This is a genomic window from Paenibacillus sp. MY03, assembly GCF_002165585.1.
In the GTDB taxonomy this organism is placed as follows: Bacteria; Bacillota; Bacilli; order Paenibacillales; family Paenibacillaceae; genus Pristimantibacillus; species Pristimantibacillus agaridevorans.
Window position 1 is genome coordinate 24,774 of the sequence record NZ_MXQD01000050.1, and the last position, 18,039, is coordinate 42,812.

Annotated in this window: 15 protein-coding genes and 1 riboswitch; of the genes, 14 read left to right on the forward strand and 1 reads right to left on the reverse strand. The window is 56.0% G+C overall.

The window, feature by feature from the left end:
- Position 1 precedes the first annotated feature (1 nt).
- The 10 genes from B1748_RS29375 (at position 2) to B1748_RS29420 (ending at position 12,275) form a co-directional block, all read left to right on the forward strand.
- Positions 2-1,426: a bifunctional metallophosphatase/5'-nucleotidase gene (locus B1748_RS29375; protein ID WP_087571524.1), complete on the forward strand. Its 1,425-nt coding sequence runs from the start codon at positions 2-4 to the stop codon at positions 1,424-1,426.
- 157 nt (positions 1,427-1,583) lie between these two features.
- Positions 1,584-2,702, forward strand: coding sequence for an HD-GYP domain-containing protein (locus B1748_RS29380; protein WP_087571525.1), 1,119 nt, complete (start codon positions 1,584-1,586; stop codon positions 2,700-2,702).
- 354 nt (positions 2,703-3,056) lie between these two features.
- Positions 3,057-4,214, forward strand: a complete 1,158-nt coding sequence (gene yfkAB / locus B1748_RS29385; protein ID WP_087571568.1) for a radical SAM/CxCxxxxC motif protein YfkAB — start codon at positions 3,057-3,059, stop codon at positions 4,212-4,214.
- A 26-nt stretch (positions 4,215-4,240) separates the two neighbouring features.
- Positions 4,241-5,272, forward strand: coding sequence for a sporulation integral membrane protein YtvI (gene ytvI / locus B1748_RS29390; protein WP_087571526.1), 1,032 nt, complete (start codon positions 4,241-4,243; stop codon positions 5,270-5,272).
- 57 nt (positions 5,273-5,329) lie between these two features.
- A riboswitch (TPP riboswitch) is annotated at positions 5,330-5,432 on the forward strand.
- 159 nt (positions 5,433-5,591) lie between these two features.
- Positions 5,592-7,355 carry a phosphomethylpyrimidine synthase ThiC gene (gene thiC / locus B1748_RS29395; RefSeq protein WP_087571527.1) on the forward strand — a complete coding sequence of 588 codons (1,764 nt, stop codon included), beginning with the start codon at positions 5,592-5,594 and terminating at the stop codon, positions 7,353-7,355.
- Positions 7,348-8,604, forward strand: coding sequence for a ThiF family adenylyltransferase (locus B1748_RS29400; protein WP_256976021.1), 1,257 nt, complete (start codon positions 7,348-7,350; stop codon positions 8,602-8,604). The genes thiC and B1748_RS29400 overlap by 8 nt, the downstream gene beginning before the upstream one ends.
- Positions 8,601-9,512, forward strand: coding sequence for a thiamine phosphate synthase (gene thiE / locus B1748_RS29405; protein WP_087571528.1), 912 nt, complete (start codon positions 8,601-8,603; stop codon positions 9,510-9,512). The genes B1748_RS29400 and thiE overlap by 4 nt, the downstream gene beginning before the upstream one ends.
- Positions 9,513-9,515: 3 nt before the next feature.
- Positions 9,516-10,313: a thiazole synthase gene (locus tag B1748_RS29410; protein ID WP_087571529.1), complete on the forward strand. Its 798-nt coding sequence runs from the start codon at positions 9,516-9,518 to the stop codon at positions 10,311-10,313.
- Positions 10,310-11,503 carry a glycine oxidase ThiO gene (gene thiO, locus B1748_RS29415; RefSeq protein WP_087571530.1) on the forward strand — a complete coding sequence of 398 codons (1,194 nt, stop codon included), beginning with the start codon at positions 10,310-10,312 and terminating at the stop codon, positions 11,501-11,503. Before B1748_RS29410 ends, thiO begins: the two co-directional genes overlap by 4 nt.
- Before the next feature lie 28 nt (positions 11,504-11,531).
- Positions 11,532-12,275 (forward strand): GT-D fold domain-containing glycosyltransferase, encoded by a 744-nt coding sequence (locus B1748_RS29420; protein ID WP_143810409.1) that lies wholly within the window; start codon positions 11,532-11,534, stop codon positions 12,273-12,275.
- Positions 12,276-12,344: 69 nt separating this feature from the next.
- Here B1748_RS29420 and B1748_RS29425 read toward each other — a convergent pair whose 3' ends face one another.
- Positions 12,345-13,364, reverse strand: a complete 1,020-nt coding sequence (locus B1748_RS29425) for a ketoacyl-ACP synthase III (RefSeq protein ID WP_256976022.1) — start codon at positions 13,362-13,364, stop codon at positions 12,345-12,347.
- Positions 13,365-13,590: 226 nt separating this feature from the next.
- Here B1748_RS29425 and B1748_RS29430 point away from each other — a divergent pair, with 226 nt between their 5' ends.
- From B1748_RS29430 to B1748_RS29445, 4 genes are all read left to right on the forward strand, one after another.
- A complete protein-coding gene (locus tag B1748_RS29430; RefSeq protein WP_087571532.1) occupies positions 13,591-14,346 on the forward strand; it encodes a YhcN/YlaJ family sporulation lipoprotein in 756 nt (251 codons plus the stop codon).
- A 159-nt stretch (positions 14,347-14,505) separates the two neighbouring features.
- Positions 14,506-15,828 carry a nucleotide sugar dehydrogenase gene (locus B1748_RS29435; RefSeq protein WP_256976023.1) on the forward strand — a complete coding sequence of 441 codons (1,323 nt, stop codon included), beginning with the start codon at positions 14,506-14,508 and terminating at the stop codon, positions 15,826-15,828.
- Positions 15,825-16,931, forward strand: coding sequence for a Gfo/Idh/MocA family protein (locus B1748_RS29440; RefSeq protein ID WP_087571533.1), 1,107 nt, complete (start codon positions 15,825-15,827; stop codon positions 16,929-16,931). The genes B1748_RS29435 and B1748_RS29440 overlap by 4 nt, the downstream gene beginning before the upstream one ends.
- 1 nt (position 16,932) lies before the next feature.
- A complete protein-coding gene (locus B1748_RS29445; protein ID WP_087571534.1) occupies positions 16,933-18,033 on the forward strand; it encodes a DegT/DnrJ/EryC1/StrS family aminotransferase in 1,101 nt (366 codons plus the stop codon).
- Positions 18,034-18,039 lie beyond the last annotated feature (6 nt).

Below are 18,039 nucleotides of genomic sequence, written 5' to 3' on the forward strand. Positions count from 1 at the left end.
TATGGAGATAAAAGTTGTGCTCATGCACAGCAATGACATTCATAGCCGGCTGGAGAACGCAGCGCGAATTTCGACCATGATCGCCGAGGAGCGAAGAACATGGGGAGCGGACCGCGTGCTTGCGGTAGACTGCGGCGATCATATGGATCGGATGAGACAAGAGACGGAAGGCAGCGACGGAGAGGTTAATATCAGACTTCTGCAGGAGGCCGGTTACGAGGCAGTTACGCTGGGCAACAACGAGGGACTGACCTATACGCCGGAGACGTTGGAACAGCTGTACGCCCCCGTGTCGGAGTTTAGCGTCGTCTGTGCCAATCTGCTCACGCTGGAGACGGGGGAACGCCCAGAGTGGCTGTGCCCCAGCCGGATTATCGTCAAGAACGGTCTCCGGATCGGCCTTATCGGCGCTACGGCCGCTTTCGGCCAGTTCTATGAGCTGCTGGGCTGGAAGGCGACTGAGCCCATGGAGGCGATTCGTGCCGAAGCGGAGCGGCTGCAGGGTAGAGCTGACGTTGTCGTCGTATTATCGCATCTCGGCATTCGATTCGATCAAAAGCTGGCGGAAGAAGTTCCGGGCATCCATCTTATTCTGGGCGGACATACGCACCATCTGCTGGAAGTGCCGCTTATCGTTAACGGAGTTATGATCGCGGCAGCTGGGAAGTTCGGCGAATACGTCGGACGCATCGAGATTGGCTGGGATGAAGCCCGGTCCGAGCCCTTGCTGCGCGGGCAAGCCATTCCCACCGGCGCCTACGCCGAGAGACCTGCGGCGGAGGATATTATCCACGAGTTCCGCGAATCCAGCCGCGTCAGTCTGGGACGAGTGGCCGCCTTTCTCAACGAACCTCTACCGTCTCATCCGGGACGCGAAAATCCGCTTTCCAATCTGCTCGCGATCGGCATCAGGCGATGGACAAATGCCGAGATCGGGATTGTTAACGCAGGACAGCTGCTTGGCGGTCTCGCGATTGGGGAAGTAACCGCCGGAGAGCTTCATGCCATCTGTCCTTCGCCGATTAATCCGTGCCTGATGACCATCGCCGGGTCCAAGCTGAGGACGGCGCTGGAGCAATCGCTCCAGGAGGAATTCGCTTCCAAGCCGATCAAAGGCTTTGGCTTTCGGGGTGAGGTGCTCGGAGGCCTTGCAATTGACGGCATGACGGTGGAATTCGACATGCGCCGGGAGCCGATGGATCGTATCGTCGAAGCGCGAGTAAACGGCTCGCTCCTGGAGGACGGAAGGCTCTATGAGGTAGGCTCGATTGATATGTTCAGCTTTAAGGTGGGCTACGAGTCTTTGGCCGAGGCGGAGAGTTATCGCTATTATTTGCCGGAGTTCATCCGCGATGTGCTGGAGCGGGAATTAAGCTCCGAGCCTTCGCTGAGGAGCTGCAAAGAGAAACGTTGGCATCGTTTGTAAGCTTATGTCGTCACATTTTAGAAAATTTCGGAGTTTTTTGTCGAACAATTAGCATATTATGGTTGCGAAAATTCGCATTTTCACGTAAATTAACAATACAAGATCGTATTTCCGATATGTATAGTTAGGGACGTCACAGCGGGGAAGGACCGAGAAAATGCGTTTGCTATCCATTATGCAGTGCAAGCCGGGAATGAGACTGGCCAAGAGAATATTTTCGGAAGACGGCATCGTGCTGCTTGGCGAGAGGATGGAGCTTACCAGCCGGCTAATCACGAGGCTTGCCGAATGCGGGGTTCAATACGTATACATCGAAGATGCGCGAACGGAGGATATTAATCCCCCCACCCTGATCCGCGAAGATACGTTCCGAATGGCGGTTAAAGAAATCCGTACGAATTTCCGCACGCTGATGGAGCGGCCTAATAGGAAAAAGGGCTCCGCCTACCCCTATATCGCCCAGCCCTTTAAAGCGATGATGAACTTAATTATAGATGATCTGTCCAATCAGGAAGATGCCATGATCATGCTTATGAACATGGGAACAGTCGATCATTATCTGTTCCAGCATTCGCTGAACGTTTGCGTATACTCGACGCTACTAGGCATGTCGAGCGGTTACTCGCGCGACGAACTGACGACCCTTGGTCTCGGAGCTCTGCTGCATGATATTGGCAAGACGCAGATTAACGTCAATGTACTAAAGAAGCCGGATCAGCTGACCAGAGAAGAATTCGAACTTATGAAGCGTCACCCTCAGCTCGGTTATGAAATGTTAAAGGATCAGCCGAACTTGTCGCTTCTCGTGGCGCATTGCGCCTTCCAGCATCATGAGCGACTGGACGGCAGCGGATATCCGCGAGGCATCAAGGGCAATGAAATTCATGACTACGCGAAGTGGATCGGCCTGGTCGATTCTTACGACGCCATGACGACTAACCGCGTGTACCGGTCTCCGATGCTGCCGCATGATGCGATGGAGCGGTTGTACGCGGGCACGGGCACTTTGTACGAGCAGCGGATGCTGCAGCTGTTCCGGGACAAGGTGGCGATCTATCCCATCGGCATGTCCGTCCGATTAATGACGGGTGAGCGAGGCATCGTCGTAGATCTAAATTCCTCCTACCCGCACCGCCCTGTGGTACGAGTCCTCAGCAACGAAGCGGGAGAAGAGCTTAAGGCGCCGTACGAGATCGATCTGTCCAAGCAGCTTACAGTCATGATCGTCGGAGTAAACGACGAAGAGACGGACGTGCCGCTTGTGTCAGGCATTTAACTGAACCCCGAGCCATTGATGCTTGCATTTACCGCAATGCAGCGATGGTTGTTTCAAGAGGCCCGCAAGGCCTCTTTTTTCTGTCGGCTCTTGGATGAAGTCCATCCGGGCGACGTTTTTACACCATTTTATTTGCTTCCTCAAACATCTCACATTACAATAATAGAAGATATGATGGCAAGCGGACTTTTTGACCACAATAGAATTTATTAGTTTTTGAGCATTCGAAAACCAAAATTCAATTTGGCGATAAATCCAACCTTTAATCGTGGTCGCTCATCTTGAAAGGCTTCGATAGAGGATTTCTCAACAACCTCTAGAACGGAAGTTAGGTGCTGAAAGCTGATGAAACCGATGAACAAGCTGGATACGACATGGCCGCATTTGGGCATGACATCCCGCGACATACTGCCTCCTTTGACTCCCTCCAATGACCCTTGGGATCCGCTTAACTCGCTTAAGCAATTCGGTCGCCATGTACTGACAAGCGTGGAGATGACGGTTACGAATTTATGCAATATGCGCTGCGAGCACTGTGCCGTAGGCGATACGCTGGTCATGATGGAGCCAGCCAAAATTCCGCTGGACAACATGCTGCGCCGTCTGGACGAGGTCGAGCATCTGCAGACGATCAGCATTACGGGCGGCGAGCCCACCTTCTCGGAACGTACCGTCAAGGAATATATGCTGCCGCTTCTGCAATACGCGAGAAGCCGGGGCGTTCGCTCGCAGATTAACTCCAATGTAACTTTGCCTTATAACAGGTACGAGCTTTTGGCTCCTTACCTCGACGTTATGCATATCTCGTTTAACTACACGTCGGCGCAGGACTTCCATGAGATCGGCTTCGCCAAAGCGGGTCATGCCGTCTCCAAGGAAGCGGCAGCCAAGCTGTACGCACGAATGATCGACAACGCCAAGCGGCTCAGCGATGCAGGCGTGCTCGTGTCCGCCGAATCCATGATCAATTATCGGACGCATGAAAAGATCGATCAAATTCATGAGCTGATTCTTGAAATGGGCTGTCAGCGTCATGAGGTTCATCCCATGTACCCAAGCTCATTCGCCCGCGATCTGCCCGTCATTACGAAGGAGCAGATGCGCAAAGCGGTAGAACTGCTGCTGGATCGCCGCGATCCGTCGGTCTGGATGCTGTTCGGCACGTTGCCTTTCTACCAATGCAGCGACGATGCAGAGGATCGTAGACTGCTCAGAAGATTGGCGGGCGAGCCTAACGTGACGGTCAGGAACGATCCCGACGGACGGAACCGTCTCAACGTCAACTTGTTCACGGGCGACGTGTTCGTCACCGACTTCTCCGACGTGCCGGCGTTCGGCAATATCTCGACGTCCCGCCTCGACGACGTATTCGGCAAGTGGCTGGATCACAAGCTCGCGCGAAGCGTAAATTGTTATTGTCCCGCAGCCGCTTGCTGCGGTCCCAACCTGCTAGTAAAGGATATGTATTACGGCGACGTCGATTTCCACATGCGCGAAGCCAAGCTTGAATAGAAATAGAGGAAGGAGGGATAACCCGCATGTCTATAAGGACAATCGTGCTTATCGCGGTAGGTTTGCTGCTTATTTATTTGATGTTCACCGTAGGCGCGCCGTTCTTGCTTGCATTGATCGTAGCGATCTTTCTGGAGCCGCTGACCGTATTCCTGATGAAGCGATTCCGGCTCAACCGGCTGGTGTCCGCCGTCATATCCAGTACATTGTTTACGGTCATTCTCGTCGGTCTCATCGTGTTGCTGGGAATGAAGATTATCGCAGAGCTGATTGCATTTCTGGAGAAAGTGCCGAATTACTTCGAAAATGCAAGCACTTTTGTCGACAATCTGCTCGTTGACGCCAGAGGGCTGTACCAGAATCTTCCTCCAGACGCCATCGCGACGCTGGAAGAATATCTGATGAGCCTAACGAACACGATTACTTCGATGGTAGGCAAGCTGTCATCGACGGTCTTGGGCTTCGCTTCGACGCTCCCGGGCATGTTCATCTTCTTTATCGTCTTCCTGGTTGCCGTCTACATGTTCAGCTTTAGCCTTAATACGATGAAGGCATCCGTCTTGTCCTTCTTCGACGAATCGTCGCGTTCCCAAGTGGACCAGGTGCTGAACAATCTGCGCAAGTCGATCTTCGGCTTCCTGCGCTCCCAGATTATTCTTAGCGGCATGACCTACATACTTTCACTGATCGGATTGCTCATACTTGGCATCAAATATCCTATGGCTATCGCGCTGCTCATCATTATTGTGGATATTTTGCCTATTTTGGGCACAGGCTCCGTGCTTGTTCCATGGGCATCGTATCTGCTGCTGACGGGCGATATCTATACCGGCATCGGGCTGATTGTGTTGTTCCTCGTCATTACGGTATTCCGCCGCATCGTGGAACCGAAAATTCTGGGAGATTCCGTCGGTATCGGCGCGCTTCCGGCACTGATCAGCCTCTATGTAGGCTTTAAGCTTGTCGGCGTTATCGGCGTATTTATCGGTCCGCTCGTCGTCATTATTTATATGGCGGCAAGGCAAGCGGGACTGTTCCAGCAGAAGATCAAGCTGTAAGTATTTGGGGAAGTTAGGGTTGACAGGAGCAGCGAGCACGAAGTATAGTCAAACAAGGAAATCCACTAGGGGCGCCGAAAGGCTGAGATAAAGCGATTGCTTTGGTCCCTTTGAACCTGATCTGGGTCATGCCAGCGTAGGAAAGTGGGACATAGGATACCGGCTTGCCGGTCGCCGAAGGCAACTTCGACGGCTTTGTGCAAGCCTAAGTATCAACGTCATTGCGCGTTTGCGTGAGTGGCGTCGACCATTAACTTTCTTATATGTTGAGTATGCCTCCAGGTGGAATTCCACAAATTCCATGAGGAGGTTTTTTGTTATGCCGATTATGACAACGCCATTGCCGGGAAGCCGCAAGGTCTATGTAGAAGGGAGTCATTCTTCCATTCGCGTGCCGATGCGCGAGATAGCGCTGACTCCGAGCCAGTCGAGAAGCGGAGAGGAGACTCCGAACGAGCCGGTGCTCGTCTACGATGCGAGCGGTCCATATACGGATACGGGCTACCGGGCCGACGTCAGAAAGGGGCTGCCGCCGCTTCGTGAAACATGGATCGTGGATCGCGAGGATGTCGAGCGATATGAAGGACGCGAGGTGAAGCCCGAGGACAACGGCTTCGTATCCGAGGAGAGAGCCAGGACGAGAGGCGCCGAGGTATTTCCGAACCTGGATCGCAAGCCGCTTCGGGCGAAGGAAGGACGCAATGTGACGCAGCTTCACTACGCCAGACAAGGCATCGTTACGCCGGAGATGGAGTACATCGCGATACGCGAAGGGATGGAGCCGGAATTCGTAAGGGACGAAGTGGCAAGGGGGCGGGCTATTATCCCCGCGAACATCAATCATCCCGAATGCGAGCCGATGATTATCGGACGAGGGTTCCATGTAAAGATCAATGCCAACATCGGCAACTCCGCCGTTGCCTCCTCCATTGAGGAAGAGGTAGAGAAGATGACGTGGGCGACCAGATGGGGAGCCGATACGATCATGGATCTGTCGACAGGCAAGAACATCCATACGACCCGGGAATGGATCGTGCGCAATTCGCCGGTTCCGGTAGGGACCGTGCCGATCTATCAGGCGCTAGAGAAGGTGAACGGCAAAGCGGAGGATCTCAGCTGGGAGGTATTTAGAGATACCTTGATCGAGCAGGCGGAGCAAGGCGTCGACTACTTCACGATCCATGCGGGCGTATTGCTTCGGTACATCCCGCTGACGGCCAAGCGCGTAACGGGGATCGTATCTCGCGGCGGCTCTATTATGGCAGCCTGGTGTCTGGCTCATCACAAGGAGAACTTCCTGTATACGCACTTCGAAGAAATCTGCCTCATCATGAAGCGTTACGACGTGTCGTTTTCGCTTGGCGACGGCTTGCGGCCAGGCTCCATCGCGGATGCCAACGACGATGCGCAATTCGCGGAGCTCGATACGCTGGGAGAGCTGACGAAGATTGCCTGGAAACATGACGTGCAAGTGATGATTGAAGGTCCCGGGCATGTACCGATGCATTTGATCAAAGAAAACATGGACCGCCAACTGGAAGTATGCGACGAAGCGCCGTTCTACACGCTGGGTCCGCTGACGACCGACATCGCGCCGGGCTACGACCATATTACGTCCGCGATCGGAGCGGCGATGATCGGCTGGTTCGGCACGGCGATGCTCTGCTACGTAACGCCGAAAGAGCATCTGGGGCTGCCGAACAAGGAAGATGTCAAGGAAGGCGTTATCACTTACAAAATCGCTGCCCACGCGGCGGATTTGGCCAAAGGCCATCCTCGCGCGAAGCTGCGGGACGATGCACTCTCCAAAGCGCGCTTTGAGTTCCGCTGGCGCGATCAGTTCCATCTATCGCTTGATCCCGAGCGGGCGATGTCGTACCACGACGAGACGCTGCCGGCCGAAGCGGCCAAGTCGGCGCATTTCTGCTCCATGTGCGGTCCCAAATTTTGCAGCATGCGCATCACGCAGGACATCCGGGAATATGCGGCGCAGAACGGTCTCGATACGGAGGAAGCGATCGAAGCGGGGCTCAAGGAGAAGTCCGCCGCATTTAAGGCCGGAGGCAACGAAATCTATGCGTGACGGGATGGCCGGCGGAGAAGGAAGCGGAGCTCCCGCTGCCATTGCCGGCCCCGGGGGGCAGCCGGCCGGCTCGAGCGCGACGTCGGAGGACGGTCTTCGCGCGAGCTGGAGGGAACGTTATTCCCGCCAAATCCGTTTCGCGCCGATCGGCGAGGCCGGGCAGCTTCGCCTCCGCGAAGCCAGCGTGTTGATTGCAGGCTGCGGAGCGCTCGGCGCTTCGCTCGCCCAGCATATGGCCAGGGCCGGCGTTGGAAGAATCGTGATAGTAGACAGGGATTACGTGGAGTTTAGCAATCTGCATCGCCAGACGCTTTTCGACGAAGAGGATGCCCGCAGGGTTCTGCCCAAAGCGAAGGCCGCGGAGACGAAGCTTCGGCGGATAAACGGAGAGGCGATAATCGAGGCGCATGTGGCCGATATAAGCCAGCATAATATTGGCAAATTCGCAGCCGGTACCGATCTGATCCTGGACGGGACGGATAACGCGGCTACTCGACTGCTGCTCTGCGACGAGGCGTTCCGGCTCGGCATCCCGTTCGTATACGGCGGAGCAACTGCCTCGCAGGGCATGAGCGCGATGCTGGTCCCAGGCAGGACGGCTTGCCTGTCCTGTTTGATCGGCGGGGAGGAGGAGGCCGAGGAAGGCGATTCCTGCGATACGCGGGGCGTCTTGTCCGCGACAGTGGAATTGGTGGTCGCGCTTCAGGTCGCCGAAGCCGTCAAGTGGTTGACGGGCAATAGGGAGTCCGTCCGGGGAACTTGGCTGAACGCGGATATATGGAATTTTGCCGTGCGGGAATTTAAGCTGCCTTCCGGTGTTGCCTCTTGCGGGAAGTGCGGCTGCGAAGCGCGGGCGATCGGCTCAGAAGCGCATTCGGTCGAGATCGGCTTACGACATCGTCTCCATAACAGCGAAGATGATAACTGCTCGGACGATCTTGATCGGGAGTCGCGCTTGCATGTACGGCGCTCTGCGGCATTATGCGGCCGGGACACGGTTCAAGTGACGCTGGGATTCACGCTCGATCTGGAGCGGGAGATTAACTATTTGGAGCGGCTTGGGTGTGGCATGACCGTTAATCCCTATCTGGTGAAAGCAGAGCTGCCTTCGCCTTATACCGAAAAGCTGGTGCTGTTTCCGGACGGCAGAGTGCTGGTGCAAGGCACGTCGGACATGGCGGAGGCGGAACGGATATGCGATGAATATCTTAGCCGCGAAAATCGTAGAGCGGAGGGGACGGCTGGATGAGTAAAAGAGTGGACTGGGAGCAAATCAGGTTATATGTCATTACCGCGCAGGATGCCCACCCGGGCAAATCGGTGATCGACGTGATGGAGCAGACGCTCATCGGCGGAGCGGGCATGCTGCAGCTGCGCAACAAGACGGGCTCTAGATCGGAAGTGCTGGAGCAGGCATGGGCACTGAGAGCGCTGACGCGAAGATACGGCGTGCCTTTCATCGTCAACGATTATCCCGATATCGCGCTTGAAGTCGATGCCGACGGCGTCCATCTGGGGCAGGACGACATGTCGATTAAGGAAGCGAGGGCTTTGCTAGGCGACGATAAAATGATCGGCATCTCCACCCACTGCGCGGAGCATGCCATCGAAGCTGAGCGGGAGGGAGCGGATTACATCGGCGTCGGGCCCGTATTCCCGACGAATACGAAGCCGGGCAAGGCGGCGGTGACAACGGCTTATGTGGCGGAGGCCGCAAGTCTGGTCTCCATTCCATTTGTCGCGATAGGCGGCATTACGACGGACAATGCGGATGCCGTCATCTCTGCGGGGGCCAAACGGCTATGCGCCGTGTCGGCGATCGTGGGAAGCGAGGATCCTGCGGCTGTCTGCCGTGAGCTTCTGCATAAGCTCGCGGCAGCAGACCGGGCAGAGGAATCATCCAACGCCAATGCGATTGCGAACGAGCGGGAAACGTCCGGGCATAAAGCCGAAGAAAACGTAACTTTATCGCTGAACGGCAGTTCCTATCAAACCCGCTCAGCCACTCTCGATTGTTTGCTTGCGGAGCTCGGACAGCGCGACAAGCGGCTTGTAGCAGAGGTAGACGGCGAGATTGTGCCTCGGTCGCGCTGGCAGGAGACGACGCTTGCGGACGGACTGCGCATCGAGCTCATTCAATTCGTGGGGGGAGGCTAGAAAATGATGAACCAGCAGAATGGACTGACGATCGCGGGATTAACGTTTGGCTCGCGGTTTCTGTTCGGGACGGGGAGATTCCCCAGTCCCGCCGAGCTTAGGGAGTCGCTTGCCGAATCCGGCGCCGAAATTGTGACTTTCGCCGTTAGACGCGTCAATCTGGAGCATACTGAAGACGATTCCGTGCTTCAGCATCTGGAAGGAAAAAAGCTGACTTACTTGCCTAATACTTCGGGCGCGCGAGTGGCGGAAGAAGCCGTTCGGATTGCCAGATTGGCACGGGAGGCCGGACTCGGCAATTGGATCAAGGTGGAGATCAGCGGAAGTCCCGTTACTCTTCTTCCCGACCCCATCGAGACGCTAAAAGCGACGGAGCAGCTCGCCAAAGAAGGTTTCGTCGTATTGCCGTATACATCGGATGATCCGATTCTTTGCAAGCGCCTGGAGGAAGCGGGCGCGGCCGCGGTCATGCCGGGAGGCTCTCCGATCGGGACGGGACTTGGACTTCTTAATCCTTATCATCTGTCGCTTATTATCGAAGAGGCGAATGTTCCCATTATTGTGGATGCGGGAATCGGCTCTCCCAAGGATGCCGCGGAAGCGATGGAGCTTGGAGCAGCTGGCATTCTGGCCAACACGCCTGTAGCGAAGGCGGGGAATCCCGTCAGGATGGCGAAAGCTTTCGCGCTTGCTATCGAAGCGGGACGGATCGCTTACGAGGCAGGGCGCATTCCGAGGAAAAGATATGCTTCCGCCAGCAGCGACGAAGCCGGTTCCCTGTTTGCCGCGGGACCGACATGAGCGCGTACTCGCGGGGGCAATCCGTTATCGTGCTCGGAGGGGGTATTATCGGCTTGTCCTGCGCCCTCGAGGCTGCGCTTCGCGGGCATAGGGTAACGCTTGCGGAGCCGGGCAGAATCGGCGGCCAGGCGTCCGGCGCCGCTGCCGGCATGCTGGCTCCGTATTCGGAGAATCCCGAGGGGGCCGATGCATTCTTCCGCCTGTCGCTGGGCAGCCTGCGCCTTTATCCGGAATGGATTCGCAGCGTGGAGGAGATATCGGGCATGTCGGTAGAATGGGAGAGATCCGGCAGCTTAAACATCCTGCAGCATGAAGCCGATCTGCTGCCAGCCGAGGGCAGAATGCGGTGGCAGAACGGCTGGGGAGCCGGGGCGGAGTTGATCGACAAGGATGAGCTTCGGGGATTGGAGCCTGCGCTTGCCGAAGAAGCCGTCGGGGCTGTCTACATACCAGAGGAGAGCCACGTGTACGCGCCGAAGCTGGTCGAAGCGCTGGCTTCAGCCTGCAAGCGGACAGGCGTCCAAATACTGGAGCACGCTGGCACTATCGAGTCGGTTCACCGATCGGACATCGGCGGGAGCCGAATCGCCATGAGCGGTCTGCCTGCCTTGCTGGCTGCCGATCGTGTCGTCCTATGTCCCGGTGCATGGTCCTCGGCATACGAACAACATTTGGGTCTGAATCTGCCCGTCCATCCTATAAGGGGCCAAATCTGTTCGTATCTCTCTCCCGCCCAATGGAGAGAACCTTTGCGGCACATCGTATTCACCAGCCAGGCCTACTGGGTAAGCAAGCGGAACGGCACGGTCGTCTGCGGGGCATCGGAGGATGTGGCCGGTTATGAAACCAGCGTAACAGAGCATGGCATTGGACGATTAACGAGGGCAACCGACCGCTTTCTGCCGGATCTGAGGGGTGTTAAGCCTGCATTTGGCTGGGCAGGATTGCGTCCTGCCACACCGGATGGGATGCCGCTAATCGGAGCTGCGGGAGGCGAGGGAGAGTGGCTGATGGCTGCCGGACATTACCGCAACGGCATCTTGTTAAGTCCGGCAACGGGCCGGCTTATCGCCGATCTGCTGGACGGCGAGCCGGATGAGAAGACGCTAGGGGGACTAGCCCCTTTTGCTCCGGCAAGGTTTACGGCAAGACAAGGGTCCAAGCAAGCAACGGCAGGGCACATATATTGATGCATGAAAGCATGTAGAAGCCCCGGAGGTGCGGATTGCATTGATATCCCATATTACCAACGAACAATTGCTGGCGAAGGAAATCATCGTGGAGAGGATCCGGGATTCGCTGTCCAATAAAACCCCGTTTTCCCTCGTCCGGATCGGCGACGGCGAAAATTTTGTGCTGTCGCAGGATTCGGTCTACACGATGGAGCAGACACTAAGCCAGCTCTGGGTGAAAATCGCAAACGAGGGCCGCAAAGGCGTTCGTATTCCCAATATCGAAATTCGCGACCGTATGGTGGAGGCGATCAAGGAAGCCGATATCGTAGGCGTTCTGGCGCAGAACGACAATACGATCAGGGCGCATCCCAATCATAAACGTCCGCTTACGGACAAAATCTTCGACCACTTCGGATTGCAGCCCAAAGCGTTGTGCAATGCAATCGTCAATCGCGAGCTGATCTATTTCAAGCCCTTCTGGGAAATGCTGTCGGAGCAGGGCAGCCGCGTCATTTTGATCTCCAGATGGGCCGGAGGCACAAAGCAGCGGCTTATTCGGTCGCCGTACAATCTGAGCATTCCGTTCACGCTGCCCTTCGAAAGGTATGAAATGATGGACGAGACGCTGGCCAAGATCGAAAGCAGGCAGGACGAATTCGATATCGCCCTTGTTTCCTGCGGCGTCAATGCTGTCGTGCTTGCGCACGAAATTACGAAGCGGACGGGGAAGGTGGCCATGGACTTTGGCATCGGCTCCCAGATTATTTCCAGCGTAAAACTGCAATAAAGTCTGCAAGATGAAGAGCCATACCATGGAGAGAGGCATGAATTCCATGGTATGGCTCATATTGCGCCTTTAGATTGACCAGCGAAGGATAACGCCCGCTTGCGTCAAGCCCCCGCCGAAGCCGTGAAGCAGAACGCGGTGCCCCGCTTGCAGTCTTCCGTCCTTGACGGCGTCATCCATCGCAAGCGGGATAGAGGCGGCTGACGTGTTGCCATACTTCGCAATAGAAGACAGAGCTTGATCCTCTGTGAAGCCGCATCGCTCGCATAACGCCTCGATGATTCGCTGATTGGCGTTATGCGGAGCGAACCAATCCACTTGATGTGCAGCCAGGCCTGCGCTCTCAAGCAGCTCCGAAACTCCTTCCGAGACGCTGGAAAGCGCCCAACGGTACACCTCGCGTCCATTCTGTACAAGCTTGCCGCTCGGCACAAGATCGTATTCGCCGATTCGCGAGGACAAATGGCTGGCGTAGACATGCCGTCCGCCGTTGCCGTCGGTCCGGGCGAAGGAAGCCAGGAAGTCTCCCTCTCCATCCTCGGTTCGTTCCACCAACACGGCGCCTGCTCCGTCGCCGAACAGAATGCAGGTCGTACGATCGGTATAGTCCGTAATTTTGGACAAGGCATCGGCGCCTACGACCAATATTTTATGATGAAGCCCGGTCATGAGAAGCCCGTTTGCGAGCTGCAGACCTGCGGTGAAACCCGCGCAGGCGGCTTGGATGTCGATCGCGCCGCATTTCGCGATGCCAAATCTGGCCTGAATGCCAGCCGCGATGCTGGGGAATATGGTATCTGGCGTGGAGGTGGCTACAATAATGTAATCAACATCGTCCAATTGCACATCGTACCTGGAAGCCAGGTCGGCAACCGCACGGTAGGCCAAATCGCTGGTATATTGATGGGGCGCCGAAATTCGGCGTTCGCGTATGCCGGTCCGCTGCACGATCCACTCATCAGAGGTATCGACCAGCTTCTCCAGGTCCGCGTTGGTCATGACATTGTCCGGCAAATAAGTTCCTATTGCAGCAATACGGGAATTGGATCGGTAAGCGGCTTTGCTTGCGATATCGGGTTCTCTGCTCACGGGTCTACACAACCTTTCGTATATTTATGTTATTGTCACCTGGTACTAATATCTGATACTAATATCATACCTTCTGTAAATACGGCTGTCAATGAGATCCGCAGACGCTGATCAACGCTGGTCAACACTGATCATACGAATAACCTCTCTCCTTTCGGCAAACGATAAGACTGGAATCTGTCGCAAAGGTATCATTATCGGATGACGAACAGGAGGAGGATTGATTATGATAATCCGCTCTCGCGGCGCTTGGACGCTGCTAACGGCATGCATCGTGCTTGGAGGCATGCTTGGCGGCTGCTCTATGGAGAAGCAAGGCGATCTTGGCAATAAAAATTTGCGCACAAATGAAGTGCGTTACGATGCGAATGGCAATCGGCTGCTGACGGACAAACGATTTGCGGATGATCAGAAAAACGAAATGAACCGGGTCAATGGCCGCAGGCTGAGCAGCAACAATCTCGTTGGCACGCATCGCAATTATCGGCTGGAAATCAAACCGGAATTCGGCGAGAAGCTGGTGCAAGAGGTGGCGGGCATTCATCATGCGGTCGTCATGCTCGCGGATTATAACGCCTACGTGGCGGTATCCTTGGACAAGGAAGCAAGCGGCGACGGGATCGGCACGCTAAGCCGTACTTACATGGGGTTGTCCGGCGCCAAGGGAACGGAGGCCGGCAGACGGATTGGAACCCTGTCGACAGGCCAGGAACGATTGAACGACGAGCTGACGGAAAAGGTTTCTTCGGCACTCAAAGCCATGAGGCCCAATATCGAGCTGGTGTACGTCTCCGCGAACCCTGATTTCGTAGGCCGGATGAACGCATATCAGAATGATTCCCTGCAAGGCTTCCCCGTTCAGCATTATATTATGGAGTTTAACGGAATGGTTGAACGAATCTTCCCGCCGCGAACGACTAAAAGCAGCGATGAGCTGATTCGGCCATATGGCCATCGATTCAGCGGCAGATTGCTGGAATAAGCTGAGTTTGAACACGTATTTATAGGACCGTCTCCGGGCAGCCGCCGCCGCGCTCCCATCGGAGGCGGTTTTTTTGTCGTTTCGTCCATTCGTCACAGCTTGCCCGGTCATATAGTATTCTAGCTGTTTCATATCCATGCTGGGAAAGAGGCGAGAGACTTGACATCAATAAAGGAGGAGCATCACATCGAGTCCGCGGACGAGCGACGAACCGTGGCGATATTGGGATTGGGCTACGTGGGGCTGCCACTGGCTCTGCTATTCGCCGAGCAAGGATTTCGAGTGATCGGAATCGATCCTGATGCTTCTAAAATTAGCAAGCTTCAGAATGGCAAAAGCTATATTCGTGAAATAGAAGACGCAGTGATTAACGAGGCGATTGCAGAGCGATTGATTCCGACAACGCAGCATTCCGCAGCTCGAGCAGCCGAGGCCATCATCATCTGCGTGCCGACGCCGCTGACGGCTTACGGCACGCCCGATCTCGCCTACCTGAAGATGGCGGCGACCCAAGCAGGCGCCGAATTGCAAAAGGGGCAGCTCGTCGTCTTGGAGAGCTCGACTTACCCCGGTACGACCAAGGAAGTGCTTCTGCCGCTGCTGGCCAAGTCGGGTCTGCGGGCGGGCGAAGACTTCCATGTCGCGTATTCCCCGGAGCGGGTCGATCCCGGCAATGCGGACTTCCCCATCCATCGTATCCCCAAGATCGTAAGCGGCATAAGTGGTCGCTGCCTGGAGAAAGTATCCGAGCTGTATCGTCATGTCTTTCCGGCCGTCCATCCCGTCTCCAGCACGGATGCAGCCGAGATGACTAAGATCATGGAAAATGCCTACAGGCTCGTCAATATCTCGTTTATTAATGAAATGGCCATCGCCTGCGATACGTTGGGGCTCGACATTTGGGAGGTTGTTCAGGCCGCTTCGACGAAGCCGTTCGGTTATCATCCCTTCTATCCGGGTCCTGGCATTGGCGGCCATTGCATTCCCGTCGATCCTTCCTATCTGCAATGGAAGCTGAAGCAATACGGCATGAGCTCGGACTTTATCGGCTTGGCGAACGGCATCAACCACCGAATGCCGCTGTATGTCGTGCAGCGGCTAAAGCAAGGCGTTGCTCCCAAGACGCTGGCCGGCTCCTCCATCCTTGTATACGGGGCGGCCTATAAGTCCGATATTGCGGACAGCCGCGAGTCGGCATCGATCGATATCATGAAGCTTCTTATGCTGGAAGGAACCAAGGTTTATTACTATGACCCCTATATCAGCGAACTTGCGGTCGGGGAGAAGAAGCTTCAGAGAACCGAGCTGACGCCTGAATTTCTGGCGAGCATCGACGGCGTCATTATTGCGACGGATCACAGCGGCATGCCGCTTGATCTGATGATGGAGCATGCGCCGCTGATTTACGATACCCGCAATGTGACGAAAGGCCGCGGGGGGCGCGCCGTTACGATGAGGCTCGGGGGCGGGGGCGTTTCATGACTTTGATGCGAATTGCGATTATCGGATGCGGGGCTATTGCGGAAAAACATGTTGCGGCTATTGCCGAGTTGGGCGGCGGGGCGGAGATCGCGGCGCTTTGCGACATCTCGGAGGAGCGTCTCCGCGTTTTCGCCTTTCGCGCTGGAATCCCGCGGTTCCCGGGAGCAACGCTGCATACGGATATCGATGAAATGCTGACACGACCGGAGCTCGATCTCGTTGTCGTCGCGACGAGCAGCGACTCCCATGCCCGGATCGCGCTGCATTCACTTGAAGCGGGCAAACATGTGCTGGTCGAAAAGCCGCTTGCGCTGTCCATGGGCGAGGCAAGGGAGCTTATCCGTCTTGCCCGGGCAAAAAAGCTGGAGCTGGCCGTGTCGTTTCAAGCGCGTTATTCCCCGCGAATTGCCGCGATGAAAGCTGCTGTTGAGGAGGGACGGTTCGGCGAGATCGGTCACGGCGCCGTGGCGATGAGATGGAATCGCGATATGGCCTATTACAGAAGCGGGCCTTGGCGCGAGGATTGGAGCAAGGGCGGCGGTTTGTTCATCAACCAGTGCATTCATTATGTCGATCTGCTGATCTGGCTGCTGGGTCCGCTTCAATCCGTATATGCGCTTGCCGGCATCCATGGCCAGTTTATCGGCGTCGAAAATGTCGGAGCGGCGCTGCTGCGGTTCAAAAGCGGGGCTGTCGGCATTATCGAGGCGTCAACGGGCGTCTATCCCCGAACGTTAGGCACTTCCATCAGCCTGTTCGGCTCTCGCGGCACTGCCTCCTTTGAGGGCACGGCCTTGCAAGAAGCGGCGGTATGGACCTTCGAACATAACCATGGTTCGGAGGGCGCCGACTCCGTTTTCGAGCAACGGACTTTATCAAAGGTACCTGACACGGATATCAAGCTTTCGCATACGCCGCTTTATCGCGAGCTTTTGACCGCCATCCGTGGCGGGGAGTCGCCCATCGCTTCGGCCGAGTCGACTCTTCCCGCGCTGGAGGCCGTGCTTGGCATCTATCAATCGATAAAGAGCGGTCTTGTCGTGGAGCTGCCGATCAACGAGGAGTTTCATATGGGCGGCATGGTCTGGAGGGAGAAGGGGTAGGATGGAAAAAATTCCGTTAATCGATTTGCGCGCGCAATATCGGGAGCTGAAGGACGAGATCGACGCTGCTTTCCTGCGCGTTATGGCCAGCGGCGAATATATCGCGGGACCCGAGGTCGAAGGGCTTGAGGCCGAGATCGCGGCATTGACCGGCGCGGCTTATGCCGTATCGGTCGCGAACGGTACGGATGCGCTGGCGCTTGCGCTGGAGGCGGCCGGCATCGGACCTGGCGACGAGGTCGTCACGACGGCGTTCACGTTTTTCGCTACGGCGGAGGCGATCGTGCGCCGGGGAGCCGTTCCCGTGTTCGCTGATATTGATCCCGCAACGTACAACATGTGTCCCTTAGACACGGAGCAGCGCATTACGCCGCGTACCAAAGCGATTTTGCCTGTTCATATTTTCGGCCAGCCGGCAGACATGTCGGCCTTTTCCTCCCTGGCGGAGCGGCATGGCCTCAAACTGATCGAGGATGCCTGTCAAGCCATCGGGGCGACGCTGGAAGGCCGTCCCGTCGGCGCCATGGGGGACGCGGGCTGCATTTCCTTTTTCCCGACAAAAAATCTGGGGGGTTACGGAGACGGAGGCATCATCGTCACGAATAACGAACGGATTGCCAACGAAGCCAGGCTGCTTGCCCGGCATGGCAGCCGTAAAAAATATTTTCACGAAACAATCGGCGTCAACAGCAGGCTGGATCCGCTTCAGGCGGCCATCATCAGAGTGAAGCTTAAGAGATTGGTGGAGTGGAACGATCGTAGAAGGCAGGCGGCTGACTATTATAATAACGGATTGCGACATACCCCGCTGAGACTGCCTGCGGTCATGGATAAGGCAGAGCACGTGTACCATCTTTACGCCGCGCAATACGAGCATCGCGACGAGCTGATGGAGAGGCTCAAGGGAGACGGCATATCGTCCGGTCATTATTACCCGTGTCCGCTGCATTTGCAGCAGGCGCTGACGTTTCTCGGCTACAAGGCGGGCGATCTGCCCGTAACGGAGAAAACCTGCGCCCATTCGTTCGCGCTGCCGCTTTCGCCGCATCTGACAAGACAGCAGCAGGATTATATCATCTCCAAGGTGATTCAATACACGTAAGGGAGA

What these genes read in the sequence shown, in the direction of transcription:
- B1748_RS29440 (WP_087571533.1), top strand. Translation starts at nt 15,825, where the DNA reads ATGACTTTGATGCGAATTGCGATTATCGGATGCGGGGCTATTGCGGAA.
- ytvI (WP_087571526.1), top strand. Translation starts at nt 4,241, where the DNA reads ATGTCTATAAGGACAATCGTGCTTATCGCGGTAGGTTTGCTGCTTATT.
- B1748_RS29430 (WP_087571532.1), top strand. Translation starts at nt 13,591, where the DNA reads ATGATAATCCGCTCTCGCGGCGCTTGGACGCTGCTAACGGCATGCATC.
- B1748_RS29410 (WP_087571529.1), top strand. Translation starts at nt 9,516, where the DNA reads ATGATGAACCAGCAGAATGGACTGACGATCGCGGGATTAACGTTTGGC.
- B1748_RS29375 (WP_087571524.1), top strand. Translation starts at nt 2, where the DNA reads ATGGAGATAAAAGTTGTGCTCATGCACAGCAATGACATTCATAGCCGG.
- B1748_RS29380 (WP_087571525.1), top strand. Translation starts at nt 1,584, where the DNA reads ATGCGTTTGCTATCCATTATGCAGTGCAAGCCGGGAATGAGACTGGCC.
- yfkAB (WP_087571568.1), top strand. Translation starts at nt 3,057, where the DNA reads ATGAACAAGCTGGATACGACATGGCCGCATTTGGGCATGACATCCCGC.
- B1748_RS29400 (WP_256976021.1), top strand. Translation starts at nt 7,348, where the DNA reads ATGCGTGACGGGATGGCCGGCGGAGAAGGAAGCGGAGCTCCCGCTGCC.
- thiO (WP_087571530.1), top strand. Translation starts at nt 10,310, where the DNA reads ATGAGCGCGTACTCGCGGGGGCAATCCGTTATCGTGCTCGGAGGGGGT.
- B1748_RS29445 (WP_087571534.1), top strand. Translation starts at nt 16,933, where the DNA reads ATGGAAAAAATTCCGTTAATCGATTTGCGCGCGCAATATCGGGAGCTG.
- thiC (WP_087571527.1), top strand. Translation starts at nt 5,592, where the DNA reads ATGCCGATTATGACAACGCCATTGCCGGGAAGCCGCAAGGTCTATGTA.
- thiE (WP_087571528.1), top strand. Translation starts at nt 8,601, where the DNA reads ATGAGTAAAAGAGTGGACTGGGAGCAAATCAGGTTATATGTCATTACC.